We start from the raw sequence: 21,349 nt of genomic DNA, 5'->3' as shown, positions 1-21,349 counted from the left end.
AGAGACATAAGTAGGCGGATCCGTCGCAAACCGACCCAGGACGCCCTGCGGAGAAAACCTTGAAAATCAATTCGACCACCAACCGGCCCCTCGCGGCCGACGCCGTCGGTGCCCGCGCCGAGTCCGCGGTCAGTCAAGCGTATGGCGCCGGCAGCGCCAGCGGATCGAGCAGCTCGCAAGTCGCGCTGAGCTCGGCGTCGCGCAAGATGCTGGCCATGCAGGACGGCTCGAACGACATCAACCTCGAGCGTGTCGCCGCCATTCGCGCCGCGATCGCCTCCGGGCAGCTCAAGATCGACACCGGCCGCATCGCCGACAGCCTGATCGCCAGCGCCCGAGACCTGCTGAAATAGCCCGTCCCTTCCCTCTATTGAGCCGTCTGTCATGAGCCTCGTCGATTCCCTGCAATCCTGCATGAAGCAGGAAGACACCCTGATCTCCGAGTTCTCCTCGATCCTCGAGGAAGAAACCGAGGTTCTGGTCAGCCAGGGCAGCGTCGAGACGCTGAACCAGATCACCGAGCGCAAGCGCGGCATCGCGCAGCAACTGGTCGACCTGAGCCAGACGCGCGACAACCTGCTGAGCGAAATCGGCCTGCCCGCGGGCCACGTCGGCACCGAACAGGCCGCCGCGCAGTATCCGCAGTTGTCCGGCGTGTGGCAGGCCCTGCTGACCAAGTCGGCTTCCGCCAGCGAAATCAACATGCGCAATGGCGCCCTGATCGACGTGCATCTGCGCTACACCCAGCAGTCGCTGGACGCCCTGCGCAATGTCGGCGTCGGCAGCGCCTCGACGTACGACGCGCAAGGCCGCGGCGCCCGCAGCGCCCCGGGCCGCCGGCCGATCGTGGCGGGCTGACGCCTTTCCGATCTCCTGCGGCATAAAAAAAACGGCGTGCATGGCACGCCTTTTTTTGTTTCCGCGAGACGGGTTCGCGGCCTTACGCCCCGCCCGTCATCTCCAGCAGCGCGAACATCTTTAGCAGCGCCACCGGCAGCATCTTGCCCGACAGCTTGCGCTCGGTGCCCACGATGCCCGACAACGGACCACGCACCACGTCTGCCGCCGGCGAATGCGCCAGCTGCCAGCATGCCGCGCCAAGCTGCCCGGCCATCAGCGACTGCCGCGCCAGCGTATGGGCGCCATCGACGGCGGGCAGCGCCTGCCAGGCATTGGCCATGTAACGGAACGCTGCCTTGGCCTCCTCCTGCAGGACGAGCCAGCGCGCGATCGTCGCGGCGTCCGCCTGCGACGCCGGCAGGTTCGTCGCGCCGAACAATTGGCCCGCAACCTCGCCGGAGACCGTGTCGATCAGACGCGCGCAGATGAGGCGGACGCTGGCGCCCTGCCCCTTGCCCGGCAGCACGACTTCAGTGCCGGAGGCCCACAGCGCCAGCGGCGCGGTCTTGGCGCCCGGCGCCGGGCGCAGGCCCGGCATGTCGCCGGGCTGGCCGACGGGCAGGTAACCCACGCTCTTGCCGACGGCGTTCAGATTGGTCGGACATTCGTCCTGGATCACGCGCAGGCCGCCCGGGCAACGCGCCACCCAGGACACGCCTTGCTCGCTGAACGGCTGCCACAGCGCGACCATGCCGGCCTCGAGCATGTGGACCAGCGGCAAGGACGACAGACGCTCGCCCAACCACTGCACGCGAGCCTGCAAGGCCGCCGCCGGGTCCGGCTGGGCCGGCGCGGCGGGCGCAAACGAGCTCAACATGCCGTGCGGCAGCGCGAGCTGCTGCGCGGGCGCGGCCAGGGCGGCGCCGCGGTCGCTCATCAACAGCGCGCCCATCAGCGCGCCGCCGGGCAAGGCCTCGCCCTTCATGGCGGTCTTGCCGTGCATCACGAGCAGGTTGCGGCTGCACGCAGCGGAAAATTCACGGCGCGCCATCGCCAGTGGCTCATCGCCCAGCGCGGCCAGGCTGGCGCCCGCGCCGTCGCCGACGTACTCGCGCCAGGCGGTGCGCGATTGCAGGCACGCCGGGTCGCTGTCCAGCCACGAAATGGTGTCGTCCAGGTTCTGTGCTGCTGCGATCGACGCCGCACCGCCCTGCTGCGGCAGGATGGCCGAGGCCAGCAACTGGCGGCGGCGCGCCGGGTCCACGGCGTCCGGTTCGCGCGACGACGACACCAGCGACGCCAGGTCGGCCTCGCTCGGGGTGTACAGTGCGCGGGCGCGCTCGACCATCGAGAACGCGCGGTCGATCAGCACGTCCGCGCGGGCCAGTTCCATGTGCTCGGGCACCTTCTGGCCGACGGACATGTAATGGATCGGCAGGCGGTGGCGGATGGCGGTGTCCAGCGCCGCGCCCAGGCGGGTGGCTTCGTCCAGCTTGGTGATGATGCAGCCGGCCACATCCTCGCCCACGCCATTGCGATAGGCGTGCGCCACCTCGTCCAGCGTGTCGCCCTGGCTGGCGGCGTTGAGCACCAACAGCCGGCGAACGGGCTTGCCGGCGTTGCACAGCATCGACGCCTGCTCGGCCACCAGGCGGTCGCGCTGGCTGATCCCCGTGGTGTCGATCAGCACGATCTTGCGGTTGCCCAGTTCGGCCAGAATGCGGCGCAGCTCGCCGGCATCGCGCACCGAGTGCGCCGGCACGCCCATCAGGCGGCCGTAGATCTGCAATTGTTCCAGCGCGCCGATCCGGAACAGGTCGGTCGTCAGCATGGCGACCTGCTCCCGGCCTTCGCGGGCCACGCAACGGGCGGCCAGCTTGGCCAGCGTCGTGGTCTTGCCCACGCCGGTCGGGCCGACCAGCGCATACACGCCGCCGGCCAGGAATTCGTCTTCGGAACGCACCACCGGCAGATGGGTCACCAGTTCATTGCGTGCCCAGCTCTGCGCAGCCTCGGTGGAAAGACCTTGCGGCAGGCGCTCGACCAGCGTGCGGACCAGCTTGGTGCTAAAGCCGGCGTCCAGCAGGCTGCGGAACAGCGCGGCGCCCGCCGGCTCGCGGCCCGGACCCTGGCGGCCGCCCCACAGCAGCCCGTCCATGCGGGTTTCCAGCGCGCCGCGCAAGGCGCTGATGGCGTCCTGCAGACCGGCGGCCGTATCGGCCGGCAGATTCGCGGGCGGCAAACCCTGCGGCGGACGCACCGGGGCATCGGGCATGCGGCCCATGGGCGGCGCGGCATGCAGCATGGCCGGTTGCGGCGGCGCTGCCGGCGCCATGACGGGCGCCGGCACGGGCGCGGGCGGCGCGGCGTAGCCTTGGGGCGCGTGATAGGCGGTGGCGGGCGCAGCGGCCATGGCAGCTGCGGGCGCTGCGGTGGCCATGCGCTCGGGCATGGCGGGAGCCGGCGGCGTCATGCGGACTGCCGGCGCAAGCGGCGGCAGCTCGACGCGTACCGGTGCGGCCGGCTGAGGTGCGACCGGCTGAGGTGCGGCCGCCGTCGTGGCGACCGCCGTCGGTGCAACCGAAACCGGCTGCGGTGCAGCGGGTACGAATTCTGCCGGCGACGGTTCAATCTCCGGCTGCGCCGACGCCGCATACGCGGACTGGTAAGCGGCAATGGATCGCGCCGGCGGCGCGTACCCGGCTGGCGGCACGGGCGGCATGGCAACCGGCGCAACCTGCGGCCGTGCCATCCCGGCCGGAGCGCCAAACGACGGCGCCGCGGGCTGACGTTCCGGCGCGGGCGGCGCATAGGCCGGGGCTTCGCGCGGCGGCGTCTGCTGCTGCGGCGCGTCGTCAAAGGCGCCATCAACGGTGGCCAGCACCTCGATCCCGCCCTCAACGCTGCGGTTCGACACGATCAGCGCGTCCGGCCCCAAGGCCTCGCGCACCTGACGCATCACGTCACGGGTGTTTGCCCCGTAAAAGCGGCTGATCTTCATTGCCCATTGCTCCCGCCGATCAGCGCCGTCACGCGGACGATGCGCTCATCGGGAATTTCCGTATTCGACAACACGCCAAGCTGCGGCAGATGATGCCGCAGGAAGCGCGACAGCGGCGCGCGCAGCACCGGCGACACCAGCAGCACCGGCGCATTGCCCTGCGATTCCTGCCGTTCGACCGCCGCCTGCGCCTCGCGCAGCAGCGTGTCGGCCAGCCCCGGCTCCAGGCCGCCGCTGGTCGTCATGGCCTGCGACAGCACGCGTTCCAGCTTCACGTCCAGGCCGATCACGCGCAGCTCGCCCTCGCCGGGGAACCATTGCTGCGTGATGGCGCGGCCAAGCGCGCGGCGCGTCAGTGCGATCAGCTCGTTGATATCCGGCTGGCCGCCCGACCCGGCGGCCATCGCCGCCAGACGCGGGCCATGCTCGGACAGCGTATCGATGATGGTGCGCATGTCGCGGATCGGCACTTCTTCGGACAGCAGACCCTGCAGCACCTTCTGCAGCGCGGTGAGCGACAGCGTCTTGGGCACCAGGTCCTCGACCAGCTTCGGCGCGTCGCGGCCGATGCGATCCAGCAGCTGCTGCACTTCCTGGCGGCCCAACAGGTTCGAGCCGTGGCGATGCATCAGGTGATTCAGGTGCGTGGCCACCACCGTGCCCGCATCCACCACCGTGTAACCGGCCACCTGCGCCTGATCGCGCAGCGAGCTGTCGATCCACAGCGCCGGCAGGCCGAACGCCGGATCGGTCGTCGGCGTGCCCTTGATCTGCATGGTCACGCCGCCCGGGTCGATGGCCAGCCACTGGCCCGGCATCGCAACCCCCGTGCCCACTTCCACGCCGGACAGCAGGATGCGGTAATCGTTGGGCTTGAGTTCCAGGTTGTCGCGGATGTGCACGACCGGCGGCAAAAAGCCCACGTCCTGCGCAAACTTCTTGCGCAGGCTGCGGATGCGGTGAAGCAGCTCGCCGTTCTGCGCGTGGTCCACCAGCGGAATCAGGCGGTAGCCCACTTCCAGCCCCAGCTGGTCCACCATCGACACGTCTTCCCAGCTCGCCTCGGCAGCCGCGGCCTGCGCCTGGGTGATCGCCTGCGGCGGTATCTCCTCGGCGGCCACGGCGGCGGCTTTCTTGCGTTTGAGCAGCGCCCAGCCGCCCCAGCCCAGCGCGGCGGCCAGCGTCAGGAACGCGATGTGGGGCATGTTGGGGATGAGGCCCATGATGCCGATGATGCCGGCGGTCAGGAACAGCACGCTCGGATTGGAGAACAGCTGGCTGATGATCTGCTGGCCGATGTCCTGGTCGGTCGACACGCGCGACACGACCACGCCGGCGGCGGTGGAGATCACCAGCGCGGGGATCTGGGCAACCAGGCCGTCACCGATGGTCAGCAGCGTGTAGACGCGGCCGGCTTCGCCCATGGACATGTCGTGCTGCGCCACGCCGACGACCAGGCCGCCGATGACGTTGATCGCCATGATCAAGAGGCCGGCGATGGCGTCGCCGCGCACGAACTTGGAGGCACCGTCCATCGAGCCGAAGAAGTCCGATTCCTGCGAGACTTCCGACCGGCGCTTGCGCGCCTCGTCTTCGCCGATCAGGCCGGCGTTCAGGTCCGCGTCGATCGCCATCTGCTTGCCGGGCATGGCGTCCAGGGTGAAGCGCGCGCCCACTTCCGCGATACGGCCCGCACCCTTGGTGATGACGATGAAGTTGATGATGGTCAGGATGATGAAGACGATGATCCCGACCGCGAAGTTGCCGCCCACCAGGAAGTGGCCGAAGGCCTCGATCACCTTGCCGGCGGCGTCCGGGCCCGTGTGACCGTGCAGCAGCACTACCCGGGTGGACGCGACGTTCAGCGACAGGCGCAGCAGCGTCGCGAACAGCAGGACGGCCGGGAATGCGGCAAAGTCCAGCGGCTTGCGCGTGAACATGGCCACCAGCAGGATCATCACGGACAACGCGATGTTGAAGGTGAACAGCAAGTCCAGCAGGAACGTGGGCAGGGGCAGCACCATCATGCCCAGCACCATCACGATCAGGATGGGACCCGCCAGCAGCCGCGCGTGCGTGCCGCCGTTATTCTTCAACATGGTGAGCAGAGCGCTCATTCCTTAAACTCCTTGTGCTGCGGTTTTTGCCTGCGGGTCCAGTTCGGCTGGCACGTTCAACTTCGTGGGGGCCGGGGGTTCAAGCCCCCAACCCGAGCGCCAGGATCGTAGCTGGAATACCCATGCCAGCACTTCCGCCACCGCGGTATACAGCTCGGCCGGGATTTCTTGTCCCAGCTCGACGTGTTGATGCAATGCGCGCGCCAACGGCGGCGCTTCCAATGTGGGAATCTTGTTTTCGGCCGCCAGCTCGCGGATCTTCGCGGCGATCAGGCCCGTGCCCTTGGCCAGCACGCGCGGCGCGCCGCCCTTCGATTCGTCGTACTTCAGCGCCACCGCATAGTGCGTCGGGTTGGTCACCACGACGTCGGCCTTCGGCACCTCGGACATCATGCGCCGGCGGGCCGCCTGACGCTGCTGCTGCCGGATGCGCGCCTTCACATGCGGATCGCCTTCGCTTTCCTTGTGCTCCTGGCGCACGTCTTCCTTGGACATCCGCAGCTTCTTCAGATGGCTCCAAATCTGCCAGGGCACGTCCAGCATGACGATGATGAGCAGCGACGCCACGATGAAGGCGCAGCACATCGCCACCAGGGTCAGCGCCTTGGTCAGCGCGGCCGACGGCGCCACGTGCATCAGCCCCATCATGTCGTCGTGATAGCGCCAGATGACCCAGACCGCCACGCCGCCCACCAGCATCGCCTTGGCCAGCGCCTTGATCAGCTCCACCACCGTCTGCGACGAAAACATGCGCTTCAAGCCGGCCAGCGGACTGAGCTTCGAAAAATTGGGCGTCAGCGGCTTGGTCGAAATCACCAGGCCGCCCAGCACCACGCTCGACAGCACCGCAACCACCGCCAGCAAGCCGAAGATCGGCAGCAGCACCAGCAGCGCATGGCCGAAACCGCTTACCGCCTGCTCGACCATGACCCCGGGATCCAGCGCAACGCGCTGATCGAAGGCCAGCCCGTTGCGCAGCACGCCGCTCAGGCCCCTGTAAAGCGACCCGCCGCCCGCCCAGATCGCGGCGACACCGACGGCCAGCATCATGAACGTGCCCAGTTCCCGGGAACGCGCAATCTGCCCCTCCTCGCGCGCCTTTTCCAGGCGCCTGGGAGAGGCGGCTTCGGTTTTCTCGAGGTCGCTTTCTTCGGACATGCTCTACGGGATCGTTGCGGCTCGCTGACGTGGAATGCAAGCCGCCCGCCGAGATTCTAGGAGGCGCCGGGGGTTGGCGATATGCCAAGAAACGGGGGGAAAGCGGCGCTATTCCCGGATGCGCCGCCGGCTGCCGGTCAGCCCCCCTGGGCGGGCGCCTTCAGCCCGCCGCTTCAACTTGCCACATCAAGCCGCCCCATCAAGCCGCAACATGAACGCCCGCGTGACGCCACCCCGTCAACCCGCCACCGGCGCCGCCCGTCCCCCGGCGCCCTGCCCGTCCACGATCGCCTGGAAACGCGCGTAATCCAGCCCGATGCGCACGGCGCCCCAGTGTTCCGGCCCCAGATAAATGGGCAGGGAAATGTCGTTGACGATCTCGCCGGTATCCCGCGAATACGTCTGGAACAACTGCGCGCCCGTGTTGGCAGCCAGCCGGGCGCCCACGGGATCGTCGAAGATCCGCTTGTTGCGCACCCGGACGATGTCGACCTTCGGATCGCCGGTCGGCGCCAGCGAGAACCGGCTGTTGTGCGCGGGTGCGTAACCCCGGTTGTCCACCAGGATCGTGTAGATCGCGCCGGGCACCGCGTCCAGCACACTGTCGAGCAGGCGCGTCAGCGGCTCGTCGATGGCCCGGTCATACGCCGTGTGATAACGCGGCGGCTCGCTGCCGGGAATGCGCTGGTAATGGCGGTCGAACACGTCGACACCGCGCCGCCGGGCATCGTGCAGCAGTCCGGCCGCCGCGTCCGCAAACGCCTCCAGCGACGCCGACAGGCTGTCGAACGCGGTATCGCCGGTGCGCATGTCGGCCAGCACCTCCTGCACGCTTTCGGTCTGGCGGCGGATGCGGTCGATCTCGCCCGACATGCTGCCCACCCGTTCCAGCACGTCCGCGCTCAACGCCGCGATGCGCCCCACCTCCTGGCTCATGCCGTGATTGGTGGCGTCGACCTCGCCGATCGCCTGGACCACTTCACCTACCTGCCGATTCATGCTGTCGAAATCGAGCACGAAGCGCTCGAACCCGTCACAGGTGCGGTTCAGCACCGCGCCCGACGCGTCCACATCCTCGCGCAGCGTGCCGGTCTGGCGCTGGGTGGATTCGACCAGGCCCAGCATCTCTGAGGTATGGCGGCCGATGTCGCCGGTGGCGGTGTTGACCCGTTCGGCCAGACGGCCGACCTCGCTGGCCACCACCGCAAAGCCTCGGCCCGCGTCCCCTGCCCTGGCCGCCTCGACGCCCGCGTTCAACGCGAGCAGTTGCGTCTGCAGCGCAATGCCTTTGATTGCCTGGCTGATGTCGCCCACGGATTTCGCGCGGGCGGCCAGTTGCCCCACCACTTCGGTAAAAGCCGCCATCTCTTGCGTCATGCGGTCGACGCGCGTCTTGACCTCGGTCAGCTCCGCCAGCGCCTGCTCTGCGGCATGCAGGTTCTGGCCGGACACGGCGGCGATTTCGCGGGCATGCGTGGAGGTGGATGCCGACAGGTCAGCGATCTGCGCGCCGCTGGCTGCAAGCGCGTCGGCGGCCCTGGCCTGCTCGCGCGCCAGCAGCGAACAGCGCCCCGCCTGGAACTGCGTGCGCGCCGCGTTCAGCGCGATCTCGATGCTGGACTGGCGCACCGTCATGACCCGCACACGGATTTGGGCCAGAAAACGGTACAGCGGCCAGGCGGCCGGACTGAAAGACAGGGCGCGCTCCGACAGCATCGCGTCGCCGCGATTGAGCCGACGCAACAAACCCCACATGCCGCCCAGGCGGAATACGGATCTGGCCATGATGAACCTCCTCTCCCTGGCCCGGACCGCCTGCTTTGGGCATCCGTGGCCTGACGCGCAAAGCGCGCCTTGTCTCGCGCTGCAAGGCCCCGATTATTGTTGGCAGGAGTCTATCGGCAGGGCTGCGTTTGCGCTCTTAGGGAATACGTCATGCGCACGAGGCCGCAAGACGCCCAGGTGCGGCAGGAAGGCAGCCGCAAGAACGCAGCCGCGCGCGGGCGTCAGACACCAGGGCCATGCGGGTGTCTGACACCGTGACGATGTCCGGGAGCGAACATCGCCCGAGGGCCGGGCTTAGAAGCCCAGGCTGGCCAGCAGGTCGTCGACCTGGTCCTGGCTGGTGACCACGTCGGTCTTGCCTTGCGGGTTGATCTGCGGACCGTTGAGCAGGCTGTTGGCTTCATCGCGGCGCTCTTGCGGCACGTTGTCCAGCAGCACCTGCAGCAGTTCGCGTTCGATCGCGCCCACCACGTCCATCATGCGCATGATGACCTGGCCCGTGAGGTCCTGGAAATCCTGCGCCATGATGATTTCCATCAGCTTGGACTGCGTCTGCTGCGTCTGCTTGGGCACGTCGGCCAGGAAGGCACGCGTGTCCTGCACCAGTTCGCGCGCTTCCGGCATCTCCAGCGGCTGGTCGTACCATTGCTGCCAGCGGCTATCCAGCGCCTGGGCCGAACGCGACATGTTGTCCTGGATCGGACCGGCCTGCTCGGTGGCGTTGAGCACCCGGTTGGCGGCCTGCTCGGTCATCTGCGCCACGTACCGCAGGCGGTCGCGCGCGTCGGGGATTGCATTGGCGGCGTCCTTGATCGCTTGATCCAGGCCCAGTTCGCGCATGCTGTCGCGCAGCATGCGGGTGAGCGAGGCGATGCGATGGATCAGGTCGGGCGACTCTGCCGGGTCAACTGTTTCCGTTGAGCTCATCGCACACCTCACCCGCCAATTTTCTCGAAGATCTTGTTCAGCTTTTCCTCCAACGTTGCCGCGGTGAAAGGCTTGACCACGTAACCGTTGGCGCCGGCCTGGGCTGCGGCAACGATGTTTTCCTTCTTGGCTTCCGCCGTCACCATCAGCACCGGCAGCGAGGCCAGCGATGCGTCGGCGCGGATCTGCTTGAGCATCTCCAGACCGTCCAGGTTGGGCATGTTCCAGTCGGACACCACGAACTGGAAGCCGCCGTTGCGCAGCTTCTCCAGGCCAATGGCGCCGTCCTCGGCCTCATCCACGTTTTCGAAACCCAGCTCCTTGAGCAGGTTGCGGATGATCCGCCGCATGGTGGGGAAGTCATCCACCACCAGAATCTTCAGGCCCTTGTCTACCATCTTTCACTCCAGAAAAAATTTGCTTGAGACCGATCGTGGCGTCAGTCCGCGTTAAACGCGGTGCCCACGGTCGCCCAGGCGAGTCAGAATGCGTTCGCTCATCGCCGACAACGGCACCACTTCACTTGCAGCCCCGATGGCAATGGCCTCGCGGGGCATGCCAAAGACCACGCAGCTTGCTTCGTCCTGCGCGATCGTGTGCGCGCCCGCCCGATGCATGGCCAGCATGCCGGTGGCGCCATCCTTGCCCATGCCCGTCAGGATCACGCCGATGGCGTTCTTGCCCGCCGCCACGGCCGCGGAATTGAACAGCACGTCCACGGACGGACGGTGGCGGTTGACCGGTTCGCTGGCTTCCAGCTCGATGACGTAGTTGGCGCCACTGCGGCCCAACCGCATGTGCATCTCGCCGCCCGGCGCCAGGTACACGTGACCCGGCAGCACGCGCTCGCCGTGCACGGCCTCGCGCACGGTCACGGCGCACAGCGCGTCCAGGCGCTGCGCGAACGACCGCGTGAAGCCGGCCGGCATGTGCTGCGTGATCAGGATCGCGGGGCTGTCCGGCGGCAGCGGCTGCAGGACTTCGCGGATGGCTTCGGTGCCGCCGGTGGACGCGCCCACGATGACCAGCTTTTCCGAGCTGGACAGCGGACGGCGCAGCATGGGCGCCGGCGCGGCAGCCGCCGCATGTGGCGTGGGCGCGCGCAGCTTGGCGCGCGACGCGGCGCGGATCTTGTCGGCAATGAGTTCCGTGTATTCGAGCAGGCCGTCGCGGATGCCCAGTTTGGGCTTGGTCACGAAGTCGATGGCGCCCAGTTCCAGCGCGCGCAGCGTGATTTCGCCGCCACGCTCGGTCAGCGACGACACCATCACGACCGGCATCGGACGCAGGCGCATCAGCTTTTCCAGGAAATCCAGCCCGTCCATGCGGGGCATTTCCACGTCCAGCGTCAGCACGTCGGGGTTGTGACGCTTGATGAGGTCGCGCGCCACCAGCGGATCGGGCGCGGTCGCAACCACTTCCATATCCGGCTGGCTATTGATGATTTCGGTCATCAAGCCGCGAACAAGCGCGGAGTCATCCACACACAAAACGCTTATTTTCTTCATCTTGTTTGCTGCCCTGGCCCGTTCAGGCCTTATTTGCGCATTCGTAGACTGTCTGCCCGCGCAGACGGAAATCCCGGCTGATGTACGTGAAGTTCTCGGAGTGGCCGGCAAACAGCAGGCCGCCCGGCTTCATGAGGGGCACGAACCGCTCCAGGATCTTGGCCTGAGTCGGCTTGTCGAAATAGATCATGATGTTGCGGCAGAAGATCACGTCGAACTTTTCGGTGATCCCCCACGACGGCGACAAGAGGTTCAGCGTCTCGTAGCGCACCATCTCGGCGATCTCTGGCCGCACCCGCACATGCCCTTCGTTCGCGCCGCGTCCTTTCAGGAAGAAGCGGCGCAAGCGCTCGCTTTCCATCTTCGCGACGCGTTCGCTCGGATAGACGCCCGTGCGCGCGCGGTTCAGCACGCTGGTGTCGATGTCAGTAGCCAGCACGGTCGAGCCGGCGGCCCGCGGGCCCAGGGCTTCGGTCAGCGTAATGGCGATCGAGTACGGCTCTTCGCCCGTCGAGGCCGCACAACACCACACCGAAACGGGTCCCCCGCGCTTCTTCGCGAAGTCCGCCAGGATCGGAAAGTGATGCGATTCACGAAAGAACGCGGTCAGGTTCGTCGTGAGCGCGTTGATGAAGTCTTCCCACTCCGCGGCGTCGGGCTCGTTCTCCAGGCTGTCCAGATAACTGCCGAAATCCTGCCCGCCCAACGCCCGCAGGCGGCGCGCAAGGCGGCTGTAGACCATCTCGCGCTTGTGCGTGCCGAGCGAAATGCCGGCCCGCGCGTGGATCATCTTGCGGACGCGGGAAAAGTCCGCATCACGGAAATCAAACTGGCGGTCCACCGAAATGGACGGGGCCGTATTCGCCGAAGTTGCCACGCGTATCCTCAGCGTCCCAGAGCAGGCGCATCGGGCGCATGCAGGCGGGCGTCGTCATAGGTGGCGTGCACCGATGACAGCCGATGCGCCGGCACTTCGATGACCTCGCCCGTATTGATCTTGAACACGGCCACCGCTTCGGCCAGGCGCTGCGCCTGTTCCTGCAGCGAGCCTGCGGCGGCAGCCGCCTCTTCCACCAGCGCCGCGTTCTGTTGCGTCACTTCGTCCATCTGCGACACGGCCCGGTTCACCTGGTCGATGCCGCTGGATTGTTCTTCGGACGCTGCCGAGATCTCGCCCATGATGTCCGTCACGCGCTTCACCGAGGCCACGATTTCCTGCATCGTGGAGCCGGCGCGTTCGACCTGCTGCGAACCCGCGCCCACCTTGGTCACGGAGTCTTCGATCAGGCCCTTGATTTCCTTGGCAGCTTGGGCGCTGCGCTGCGCCAGCGAACGCACTTCGCCCGCCACCACCGCAAAGCCCTTGCCCTGCTCACCGGCACGCGCGGCTTCCACCGCGGCGTTCAGCGCCAGGATGTTCGTCTGGAATGCGATGCCGTCGATCACCGACACGATTTCCGAGATCTTGCGCGAGCTGGCCGAGATGCCTTCCATGGTGTGCACCACTTCCGACACCGCCGCGCCGCCGCGTTCGGCCACGTCCGACGCGCTGGCAGCCAGCTGGTTGGCCTGGCGGGCGTTGTCCGCGTTCTGCTTGACGGTCGACGCCAGCTCTTCCATCGAGGCGGCGGTCTCTTCCAGCGAAGCGGCCTGCTGCTCCGTGCGGCTGGACAGGTCCGTGTTGCCCGCCGCGATCTCATGCGAGCCCACGTTGATTTCATCGACGCCGCGGCGCACCGAGGCCACCGTGCGGGTCAGACTTTCCTGCATGCGCTTGAGCGCCGCGAACAGCTGGCCGATTTCATTGGTGTTGCTGGCTTCCACGCGCGCCGTCAGGTCGCCGCCGGCAATGCGGTCGAAATGGTGGCCGGCTTCCTTCAGCGGCTGCAGCACGCGGCGGCGCAGGAAGACGTAGGTAGCGAACACCAGCAGCGCCGCGATGATGCCGCCGGCGCTGACGGCCATCAGCACAAACTGGTAGCGCACTTGCGCCACTTCGAACGCGTCCGTCATCTTGCTGGCGCGCCAGAAGTCAAAGCCTTCGACGGCGCGCGCAAAGCGGCCTTCCAGCGCGTCCTGCACCTTTTGGATCTGCGTCTGGTAAGCCGGCATGTCGGCCTTTTCCAGCGCGGCGACCAACGGTGCGACACCCTGCTGCACCAGCGCCGCATAGGAGTCGTCGATTTCCTTCAGGGCCTCGGCGGCTTCTGCCGGCCGTGGCAGGGTCTTGAAGAAATCGAACTCGGCCTGGCCCTTGTTCAGCGACGCCTTGGCGCGCTCGAGCAGGCCGGCGGCCTCGCTGGACAGACCTTGCGCCAGCAGGGTCGGCTGACCGACGGAGCGCACGATGTCCGCATAGTTCAGGGTCGCGGCACGGGCCAGGCCGTTCAGCGTGTCCTTGTGGCTCAGCACGACGCGGTTGACGGCGTCGTTCAATTCCTGCGATTGCTTGATCTCGGCCAGCGTCCCATTGCTGATGCGCAACGACAACACGCCCAGCGCGGCACCAATCACCAACATGAATGAGAAGAACGCCAGCACCCACAACAGGCTGCTGCGTATCGTCATGTTCGCGAAAAACTTGCGCATCACAAGAACCATCCCTTGACTGCAATCGTTAAAGGAAAGCGCCACATCGCGATCAATATGGCGCCTTTACCCCGCATTCCGGCCAGACTCCGATCAGGAGGCGACCTTCTCCACCAGCGCCATTTCGTCGCTGGTCATCAGCTTTTCGATGTCCACCAGGATCAGCATGCGCTCATCCACGGTGCCCAGGCCCGTCAGGTACTCGGTCGACAGCGTGGCGCCGAACTCGGGCGCCGGACGAACCTGGCCCGAGTTGAGCATCAGCACGTCCGACACCCCGTCCACCACGATGCCGACGACGCGGCGGTCGAGGTTGAGGATGATGACGACGGTCTGCTCGTTGTAGTCGACGCGGCCCAGGTTGAACTTGATGCGCAGGTCGACGATCGGCACGATGATGCCGCGCAGGTTCGTCACGCCCTTGATGAACGGCGGGACGTTTGCGATGCGGGTGACCGTGTCGGCGTCGTAGCCGCGGATTTCCTGCACCTTCAGGATGTCGATCCCGTATTCCTCGTCGCCCAGCGTGAAGACCAGGAACTCGCTGCCGACATCTTCATTGCGCGCGGCTTGCGCTTGCGGTTTGGCTGCCATGATTTTTTAGTGCTCCATCAATTCAGAACGGCTTCGGGCTGCGACCAGCGCTCCCGGTTGGCGCGCGCGAGCGCAAATACGTCGACAATCAGGGCCACGCTGCCATCGCCAAGAATGGTGGCGGCGGAAATGCCCGGGACCTTGCGGTAATTCGATTCCAGATTCTTGACCACCACCTGATGCTGTCCGATCAGGTGATCGACCAGCAGCGCAAAGCGCCGGTCCTCGGCCTGCATGATGACGGCGATCGCCTGCGTGGGATCGGTCTGGGCCTCGCCCACCGAGAACACGCGATGCATCTCGACCAGCGGCAGGTATTCGCCACGCACGTGCATGACGCGCTCGTTGCCGGCAACTGAGTAGATCTGGTCGTTGGTGGGCTGCAGCGATTCGGTGACGTGGTTCAGCGGCAGGATGAAGGTTTCTTCACCGACGCGCACCGACATGCCGTCCAGAATGGCCAGGGTCAGCGGCAGCACGATGCGGGTCGTGGTGCCGTTGCCCGGCTCGCACGACAGCTGCACGTGGCCGCCCATGTCCTGGATGTTCCGGCGCACGACGTCCATGCCCACGCCGCGGCCGGAAATGTCCGTGACCTTTTCGGCCGTGGAGAAACCGGGCGCGAAAATCAGCTGCCAGATCTCGTCGTCGGGCGAGTTTTCGTTGACGGCGAGGCCTTGCGCCATGGCCTTCTTCAAAATCTTTTCGCGGTTCAGGCCACCACCGTCGTCGCTGACTTCGATGACGATGTTGCCGCCGTTGTGCTGCGCGGACAGCACCAGCTGGCCAACCGGATCCTTGCCGGCGGCGATACGCTTTTCGGGCGTTTCGATGCCGTGGTCCAGGCTGTTGCGCACCAGGTGGGTCAGCGGGTCGATGATGCGTTCGATCAGGCTCTTGTCCAGCTCGGTCGCGCGGCCGTACGTTTGCAATTCGATCTGCTTGCCCATCTTGCCGGCGATATCGCGCACCAGCCGCGGGAAGCGGCTGAACACGTAATCCATCGGCATCATGCGGATCGACATGACGGCTTCCTGCAGGTCGCGCGCATTGCGCTCCAACTGCTCCATGCCGTTCAGCAGGCGATCGTGCAGCACCGGATCCAGCGTGGAGGCGGTCTGCGCCAGCATGGCTTGCGTGATGACCAGCTCGCCCACCAGGTTGATGACCTGGTCGACTTTTTCAACGCCGACGCGGATCGAGGTCGATTCCTTGTCTGCATGGGCGGCGGCGGAAGCGGCCGGTCGGGCGGCGGCACGGGCGGCCGGCGCGGCAGCGTCGGCTGCCGCTGCAACGTCGGCAGCGGGCGCTTCCGGCGCAGCCGGGGCCGCGGCCGGCGCGGCAACCGGCGCTGCTTGCGCGGCAGGCGCCGCCTCGGCGGCCACGGGCGCGGCGTCGCCGCTTGCCGGCGCTGCCTCGCGGGCTATGTTCAGTTGGTCGCCGTCGACGATGAAGCAGCACACGGCCTCGATGTCTTCCGGCGTGCAAGTGCTGTCGACCCAGACCGTCAGCACGCCATTGGCGCGTTCGCTCGCCTTGACGGTGCCCAGGTTGCCCATCTCTTCGAGCAGGGACGCGGCATCCTTGTCGGAAACCTTGGTGATGCGCACACGCAGCGGCAGGCCGCCGGCTTGCTCGCTGGTGGCGGCGGCCGGCGCGGCGGCTTCGACCGGTGCGACGGGCGCGGGCGCCTGCTGCACGGGTGCGGGAGCCGGGGCCGCGACCGGCGCGGCAGCGGGTGCAGGCGCAGGCGCAGCGGGCGCGGGCGCGGCGGCCGCGGCGGGATCCTTATGCTCCAGCGCAAGCTGCCTCAATACGGCGCAAATACGCTCAAACACGGCATCATCGGGCTCTTCGGAGGCCCGATAGGCATCCAGTTGGCTTTTGAGCACGTCTTTCGTTTCCAAGAAAATATCAATCATGTCCGTGCGCAGCGCCATTTCGCCACGCCGGATCGCGTCCAGAAGGTTCTCAAGCAGATGGGTCGTGCCCGCCAGCTGGTTGAAACAGCCGAACGTCGCCGCACCGCCCTTGATCGAATGCGCCGCGCGGAAAATGGCGTTGAGCTGCTCGATGTCGGGCGCGCCCACATCGAGCTCGAGCAACAGCTGCTCCATTTGCGCGAGCAGCTCGTCCGCCTCGTCGAAAAAGGTCTCGTAAAACTGACTGAGGTCCAAACCAGAACTCATGACCCGTACGCCTTTCTAAATGAACCTGCTACGCGCCGGCCTGCTCGTCGAGCAGCTCGGTCGCCAATTCCACCAGCACATCGGGATCCACCGGCTTGGAAAGCCAGCCGCAAACACCCAGATCCCGGGCTGCCATCTTGCTGTCCACGTCGTCCTCGGTGGTCAGCACCAGCACCGGCACATCCATGTACCGGTCCTCTTCGCGCAACCCCTGGATCAACTCCAGACCGCCCTTCACCGGCATGTTCCAGTCGCTGACGACCAGATCCACCGGGTTGGCCATCGCCACCTCCAGCGCTTCCTGGCCGTTGCAAGCCGTCAACACGTTCCAGCCTGCGCCGGTCAGCGTCGCCTGCACGATCATCCGCATGGTCGTGGAATCATCCGCCACGAGTATCGTTGCCGTCATTGTTGTCGAACCCCTTCAGCGGGCGGGGTGTTCTCCGCCTCGCCCTGCTTGGTTGCCGTTGCGGCCTGGCTGACGGCTTGCACCGCCTGCACGGCCGTCCCCACCTCGCGCGCATCCTTGGCGCTCAAATCCGCGGCTGCGGCGTTCTCGCTTTCGATGCGCTTCTGGGTGCTTTGGTTGAGCACCACCAGGCTGATGCGTCTATTAACGGCTGCATACGGATCATCTTTAACCAGACTCATGCTGGAAGACAGACCCTGGATGCGCATGACCTTGCTTTCGTTCATGCCGCCCGCCACCAATTCCTGGCGCGAGGCGTTCGCGCGGTCGGCCGACAGCTCCCAGTTGCTATAGGCGCGTTCGCCGCGCGCATACTGCGACGCGTCGGTATGACCCGAGATGCTGACCTTGTTGGGCAATTCGTTCAGCACCGGTCCCAGCTCGCGCAGGATGTCGCGCATGTACGGCTGCACTTCGGCGCGACCGGTCGCGAACATCGGGCGGTTCTGGTTGTCGATGATCTGGATGCGCAGGCCTTCGGTCGTCAGATCGATCAGGAGCTGCGGCCGGAAGGATTTCAGGACCGGGCTCGTCTCGATGACGTTTTCGAGGCGCTTCTTGAGGTTTTCAAGGCGATGCTGCTCGCGGCGCTCGGCGTCGCCCATCGGCTGGGACTCGACCCGGTTGCCCTGGCCGCGGCGCACGTCGCCCTCGCTGCGCAGCGGGTCCTGCCCGCCGCCCGGCACGGCGCTCGTTTCCGCCGAACTGCTGGGCCCGCCCGTGATGGCGACGCGCAGCGGCATGCGGAAATATTCCGCGATGCCCTTCAGCTCTTCCTTCGGCACGATGCTGACCAGCCACATCACCAGGAAGAACGCCATCATTGCCGTGATGAAGTCGGCGTACGCGATCTTCCAGCTGCCCCCGTGGTGCCCGCCGCCCTTGACCTTCTTGCGGCGGATCACCACACGGTGATTATTTACCGTGCTCATGGCCCGCTCCGTCAGGCCTTGCCGGTCGACTTGGTCTGGCGGACGTGCTCTTCCAGCTCACCGAAGGTGGGCCGGACCGCCGAGAACAGCACCTTGCGGCCGAATTCCACCGCGAGCTGGGGCGGGTAACCGTTCATGCTGGCCAGCAGCGTCGTCTTGATGCATTCGAGCACCTTCATGGCTTCATCGGTGCGCCGCTCCACGCGGGAGGCCAGCGGACCCACAAAGCCATACGCCAGCAAAATACCCAGGAACGTGCCGACCATCGCCTTGGAGATCAGGTCACCCAGAATGGCGGGCGGCTGATCCACGGCGGCCAGCGCCTTGATCACACCCAGCACCGCGGCGACGATACCGAATGCAGGCAGACCGTCGGCCATCTGCTGCAGCGCATGGGCCGGAACCTGCCTTTCATGGCGATAGGTCTCGATTTCCTCGTCCATGAGCGTTTCGATTTCGAATGAGCTCATGTTGCCGCTGATCATGATGCGCAGGTAGTCCGTGATGAACTCCATGAGCTTCTCGTCTTTGGCGATACGGGGATACTCGCTGAAGATCGGGCTGGAGCCCGGATCCTCGATATGCGATTCAATGGCCATCAGGCCTTCGCGGCGCGCCTTGTTCAGCAGCACATACAGGAGCGCCATCAGCTCCATGTACACGTCCTTGCCGTAGCGCGAGCTCTTGAGCGCGTCGGGAAGCGCCTTCTTGACCAGCATCAGCGATTTCTTGCTATTGCCCGCCAGGAACGCCCCAAACGCCGCGCCGAAGATCAGCGTCAGCTCGAAAGGCTGGTAAAGCGCGCCCAAGTGGCCGCCCAGCCCTACGAAGCTGCCGACGACCGACACGATCACCACAAGAAAACCGATAACAATCAACACAACGGGCCCCTGCCAACGAAGTCTATAACTTGCGTCAATGATCCCCTGTCCCCCCTGCCCCAAAAAGGCGGGTTAGGGGGAGTTTTCCAGGGCTTTTGATGTATTTGGACGCCCGATCAGGTCGGAGCGGCGGTCGCAATGGGGGCTGAACGGCTGCCGGCGCGTGCTTTGGCCGCCGCGCGGGTCTTGCCGGCGCGAGGTGGCGGACGGCAGATGGCGCACACGAAATCGGACTGCGGATCGTGGGCGTGGGCGATGAAATGGCCGCCGCACTGCCGGCATGCAGAAAGCTGCAACATGCCGCTGTCGAAGAATCGCACCAGCATCCACGCCCGGGTAAAGCTCAGGACGGGCTCGGCATCCGCGGTTTCCTGCCCCGCGTTTTCGAGATACAGGCGATACGCATCGATGGTGGCGCGTATGCCCTTGCTGGTGGTGCGCGTATTCAGGAACGAATACACGTTATAGAAGAGAGAGGAATGAATATTCGGCAGCCAGGTCATGAACCAGTCAACCGAAAAAGGCAGCATGCCCTTGGGTGGCGAGCAGCCGCGGATTTCGCGATACAGGCGGGCGAGGCGATCATGGCTGAGGCTTGTTTCAGCCTCAAGCACCTGAAGGCGCGCGCCCAGCGTAATCATGGAGCTAGCAAGCAGAATGTCGTCCGCTTCCTGGGAAACGCTCTTGGAGGCCATTACAGGTGTATCCGAGTGGAATTCGCGAGGCCGTCAGGCCAGTTCTTCGACAGGCTGCTTGGCGAGCAGGATGGTTGCATGCGCTTGTTGCAGCGCACCACCCAGAACGTCGTGAGTCAGCGCGGACAGCAGGCTGTAATCATCAAAGCGGAAACGGCACAGCAGCGAGCTGGAGCTGGCCAGTTTCACCAACTGCGCCGGCGAAAGGCGCATGAGAATGTCAGCGACTTCGTTGCTGAAACCCAGACGGAACATCGAGGCGGCGAAATCGTCCCGCAACATACGCTGAGCCAGTAACAGATATGACAGATTCACTTCGCGAATGTCTGCCAGCAAAGAATTTTCGACTTGTTGCACGCCGTACTCCCTATCCCTATCCCACCCGAGGGGCTTGATTACTCATAGCGCAGGCAACGATTGTTACCTGACTGCTTGTTGCATCCTGTTTTTATGCGAAATGTATCATTTGTTCGCAAATTAAGTAAAATTTACCACAGGTAATGTCATTTTCTATGACTTTTATGACAAATCTTTGTTGATGTTGCGCAACGTGCCTTTCTAGACACACCTTGACATACAAGTTCGTGACAAATTTTCGCCAATTTGCCAAATAAGCATTCAAAACGTTGCGTACTTCCTGAAATGAACGGCGCCCCATTGCCGACAATGCCAACTTAGCGACTCTTAAGATTCGCCCGCGTTACCGTAGCCGCGCTTGTCGACAATGTCGCAAATTGGCAACACGACCGCGCTTCACGATGGACTCCGCCAGAATTCCCGCAATGCCCCACGCAGATGACAGCCTGGTCGAATACGCGCCGCTAGTTCGGAAGCTGGCTTTGCAATTGCTCGCCCGGCTTCCCGCCAGCGTCGAACTCGACGACTTGATACAAGCCGGCATGATCGGCCTGCTCGATGCCGTCCGCCGCTATCAGGAAACCGCAGACGCACAATTCGAGACCTACGCCACGACGCGTATCCGTGGCGCGATGCTCGACGAGCTTCGCGGCCAGGACTGGCTGCCGCGCAGCGTGCGCACGAAAGCCCGCAAGATTGAACAGGCGATCCAGTTTCTGGAACAGCGTTTGATGCGCGCGCCGACCGAGGCCGAGATCGCGGCTCAACTTGAGCTGCCGCTGGATGAATACCAGTCGCTGCTGCACGACGCGCAAGGCGTGCAGATCGTTCATTACGAAGACTTCACCACCGAGCCCGATTCGGCGTCGGGGCAGGCCGACTGGTCCGCCACGCTGAATCACGGCGCGCCCAGCGGCAATCCGCTGGATTCGCTCTTGGCCGGGGATTTCCGGCAGGCGTTGGTGCACGCCATTGACGCCCTGCCCGATCGGGAAAAGCTGCTGCTGTCGCTGTGTTACGAGCAGGGGCTGAATCTGAAGGAAATCGGCGCGATCATGAATGTGACCGAGGCGCGGGTGTGCCAGCTGCGGTCGCAGGCGACGGCGCGGATCCGGGCTCGGTTGAAGGATCAGGCTTGGCAGGAATTGCCCCAGGAGGGGCAGATCGCGCAGATTATTTGAATTGACGCGGCAAGCAATACTTGCCGCAGCCCCAGCCTCACGCGTGTGACGACAGCCAGTCGTCCTCACCGCCAAAACGCCGAAAAATTGGCGTTATTTCAGCTAATTGACGCACAGGCCCACTGT

At 65.5% G+C, this 21,349-nt stretch carries 19 protein-coding genes; 3 read left to right on the top strand and 16 right to left on the bottom strand.

The window, feature by feature from the left end:
• The first annotated feature begins 59 nt into the window (after positions 1–59).
• Complete coding sequence (gene flgM, locus B3098_RS01775) at positions 60–353, top strand: flagellar biosynthesis anti-sigma factor FlgM (RefSeq protein ID WP_279975075.1); 294 nt, start codon at positions 60–62, stop codon at positions 351–353.
• A gap of 31 nt (positions 354–384) precedes the next feature.
• Positions 385–858, top strand: a complete 474-nt coding sequence (locus B3098_RS01770; RefSeq protein WP_191578104.1) for a flagella synthesis protein FlgN — start codon at positions 385–387, stop codon at positions 856–858.
• An 82-nt stretch (positions 859–940) separates the two neighbouring features.
• Here B3098_RS01770 and flhF read toward each other — a convergent pair whose 3' ends face one another.
• The 16 genes from flhF to flhD all read right to left on the bottom strand — a co-directional run bounded on the left by flhF (position 941) and on the right by flhD (position 20,042).
• The gene (gene flhF, locus B3098_RS01765; protein ID WP_286890352.1) at positions 941–3,841 is read right to left on the bottom strand and encodes a flagellar biosynthesis protein FlhF; all 2,901 of its coding nucleotides are present in this window, start codon (positions 3,839–3,841) and stop codon (positions 941–943) included.
• On the bottom strand, positions 3,838–5,958 hold the full coding sequence (gene flhA / locus B3098_RS01760; RefSeq protein ID WP_279975077.1) for a flagellar biosynthesis protein FlhA: 2,121 nt from the start codon (positions 5,956–5,958) through the stop codon (positions 3,838–3,840). The genes flhF and flhA overlap by 4 nt, the downstream gene beginning before the upstream one ends.
• 3 nt (positions 5,959–5,961) lie before the next feature.
• A complete protein-coding gene (gene flhB, locus B3098_RS01755; RefSeq protein WP_279975079.1) occupies positions 5,962–7,116 on the bottom strand; it encodes a flagellar biosynthesis protein FlhB in 1,155 nt (384 codons plus the stop codon).
• A gap of 237 nt (positions 7,117–7,353) precedes the next feature.
• Positions 7,354–8,901: a methyl-accepting chemotaxis protein gene (locus B3098_RS01750; RefSeq protein WP_286890350.1), complete on the bottom strand. Its 1,548-nt coding sequence runs from the start codon at positions 8,899–8,901 to the stop codon at positions 7,354–7,356.
• 294 nt (positions 8,902–9,195) lie between these two features.
• Positions 9,196–9,828, bottom strand: a complete 633-nt coding sequence (gene cheZ, locus B3098_RS01745; protein ID WP_056570181.1) for a protein phosphatase CheZ — start codon at positions 9,826–9,828, stop codon at positions 9,196–9,198.
• Between the two features lie 8 nt (positions 9,829–9,836).
• A complete protein-coding gene (gene cheY, locus B3098_RS01740; protein ID WP_056316584.1) occupies positions 9,837–10,226 on the bottom strand; it encodes a chemotaxis response regulator CheY in 390 nt (129 codons plus the stop codon).
• 51 nt (positions 10,227–10,277) lie between these two features.
• Positions 10,278–11,336 (bottom strand): protein-glutamate methylesterase/protein-glutamine glutaminase, encoded by a 1,059-nt coding sequence (locus tag B3098_RS01735; protein WP_175126221.1) that lies wholly within the window; start codon positions 11,334–11,336, stop codon positions 10,278–10,280.
• Between the two features lie 22 nt (positions 11,337–11,358).
• Positions 11,359–12,213, bottom strand: coding sequence for a CheR family methyltransferase (locus tag B3098_RS01730; protein ID WP_279975081.1), 855 nt, complete (start codon positions 12,211–12,213; stop codon positions 11,359–11,361).
• Positions 12,214–12,221: 8 nt separating this feature from the next.
• Positions 12,222–13,925, bottom strand: a complete 1,704-nt coding sequence (locus B3098_RS01725) for a methyl-accepting chemotaxis protein (protein WP_175139608.1) — start codon at positions 13,923–13,925, stop codon at positions 12,222–12,224.
• A gap of 93 nt (positions 13,926–14,018) precedes the next feature.
• Entirely contained in the window at positions 14,019–14,519 is a 501-nt protein-coding gene (gene cheW, locus B3098_RS01720; RefSeq protein ID WP_129247084.1) for a chemotaxis protein CheW, read from the bottom strand.
• Positions 14,520–14,536: 17 nt separating this feature from the next.
• Positions 14,537–16,708, bottom strand: a complete 2,172-nt coding sequence (cheA, locus tag B3098_RS01715) for a chemotaxis protein CheA (protein WP_286890342.1) — start codon at positions 16,706–16,708, stop codon at positions 14,537–14,539.
• Positions 16,709–16,736: 28 nt separating this feature from the next.
• On the bottom strand, positions 16,737–17,117 hold the full coding sequence (locus tag B3098_RS01710; RefSeq protein WP_175126093.1) for a response regulator: 381 nt from the start codon (positions 17,115–17,117) through the stop codon (positions 16,737–16,739).
• A complete protein-coding gene (gene motB / locus B3098_RS01705; protein ID WP_286890339.1) occupies positions 17,114–18,109 on the bottom strand; it encodes a flagellar motor protein MotB in 996 nt (331 codons plus the stop codon). The genes B3098_RS01710 and motB overlap by 4 nt, the downstream gene beginning before the upstream one ends.
• Positions 18,110–18,120: 11 nt before the next feature.
• Positions 18,121–18,990 carry a flagellar motor stator protein MotA gene (motA, locus tag B3098_RS01700; protein ID WP_286890337.1) on the bottom strand — a complete coding sequence of 290 codons (870 nt, stop codon included), beginning with the start codon at positions 18,988–18,990 and terminating at the stop codon, positions 18,121–18,123.
• Positions 18,991–19,106: 116 nt separating this feature from the next.
• Positions 19,107–19,685, bottom strand: coding sequence for a flagellar transcriptional regulator FlhC (flhC, locus tag B3098_RS01695; RefSeq protein WP_175126091.1), 579 nt, complete (start codon positions 19,683–19,685; stop codon positions 19,107–19,109).
• Positions 19,686–19,718: 33 nt separating this feature from the next.
• On the bottom strand, positions 19,719–20,042 hold the full coding sequence (flhD, locus tag B3098_RS01690) for a flagellar transcriptional regulator FlhD (protein ID WP_046806433.1): 324 nt from the start codon (positions 20,040–20,042) through the stop codon (positions 19,719–19,721).
• A gap of 425 nt (positions 20,043–20,467) precedes the next feature.
• Here flhD and B3098_RS01685 point away from each other — a divergent pair, with 425 nt between their 5' ends.
• Positions 20,468–21,223: an RNA polymerase sigma factor FliA gene (locus B3098_RS01685; protein WP_175186085.1), complete on the top strand. Its 756-nt coding sequence runs from the start codon at positions 20,468–20,470 to the stop codon at positions 21,221–21,223.
• The last annotated feature ends 126 nt before the right edge of the window (positions 21,224–21,349 follow it).

Source organism: Achromobacter sp. UBA2119, assembly GCF_002331005.1.
In the GTDB taxonomy this organism is placed as follows: domain Bacteria; phylum Pseudomonadota; class Gammaproteobacteria; order Burkholderiales; family Burkholderiaceae_B; genus Achromobacter; species Achromobacter animicus.
This window is presented reverse-complemented; position numbering and strand designations above follow the sequence as displayed.

What these genes read in the sequence shown, in the direction of transcription:
- B3098_RS01770 (WP_191578104.1), top strand. Translation starts at nt 385, where the DNA reads ATGAGCCTCGTCGATTCCCTGCAATCCTGCATGAAGCAGGAAGACACC.
- flhF (WP_286890352.1), bottom strand. Translation starts at nt 3,841, where the DNA reads ATGAAGATCAGCCGCTTTTACGGGGCAAACACCCGTGACGTGATGCGT.
- flhA (WP_279975077.1), bottom strand. Translation starts at nt 5,958, where the DNA reads ATGAGCGCTCTGCTCACCATGTTGAAGAATAACGGCGGCACGCACGCG.
- flhB (WP_279975079.1), bottom strand. Translation starts at nt 7,116, where the DNA reads ATGTCCGAAGAAAGCGACCTCGAGAAAACCGAAGCCGCCTCTCCCAGG.
- B3098_RS01750 (WP_286890350.1), bottom strand. Translation starts at nt 8,901, where the DNA reads ATGGCCAGATCCGTATTCCGCCTGGGCGGCATGTGGGGTTTGTTGCGT.
- cheZ (WP_056570181.1), bottom strand. Translation starts at nt 9,828, where the DNA reads ATGAGCTCAACGGAAACAGTTGACCCGGCAGAGTCGCCCGACCTGATC.
- cheY (WP_056316584.1), bottom strand. Translation starts at nt 10,226, where the DNA reads ATGGTAGACAAGGGCCTGAAGATTCTGGTGGTGGATGACTTCCCCACC.
- B3098_RS01735 (WP_175126221.1), bottom strand. Translation starts at nt 11,336, where the DNA reads ATGAAGAAAATAAGCGTTTTGTGTGTGGATGACTCCGCGCTTGTTCGC.
- B3098_RS01725 (WP_175139608.1), bottom strand. Translation starts at nt 13,925, where the DNA reads ATGCGCAAGTTTTTCGCGAACATGACGATACGCAGCAGCCTGTTGTGG.
- cheW (WP_129247084.1), bottom strand. Translation starts at nt 14,519, where the DNA reads ATGGCAGCCAAACCGCAAGCGCAAGCCGCGCGCAATGAAGATGTCGGC.
- cheA (WP_286890342.1), bottom strand. Translation starts at nt 16,708, where the DNA reads ATGAGTTCTGGTTTGGACCTCAGTCAGTTTTACGAGACCTTTTTCGAC.
- B3098_RS01710 (WP_175126093.1), bottom strand. Translation starts at nt 17,117, where the DNA reads ATGACGGCAACGATACTCGTGGCGGATGATTCCACGACCATGCGGATG.
- motB (WP_286890339.1), bottom strand. Translation starts at nt 18,109, where the DNA reads ATGAGCACGGTAAATAATCACCGTGTGGTGATCCGCCGCAAGAAGGTC.
- flhC (WP_175126091.1), bottom strand. Translation starts at nt 19,685, where the DNA reads ATGGCCTCCAAGAGCGTTTCCCAGGAAGCGGACGACATTCTGCTTGCT.
- B3098_RS01685 (WP_175186085.1), top strand. Translation starts at nt 20,468, where the DNA reads ATGCCCCACGCAGATGACAGCCTGGTCGAATACGCGCCGCTAGTTCGG.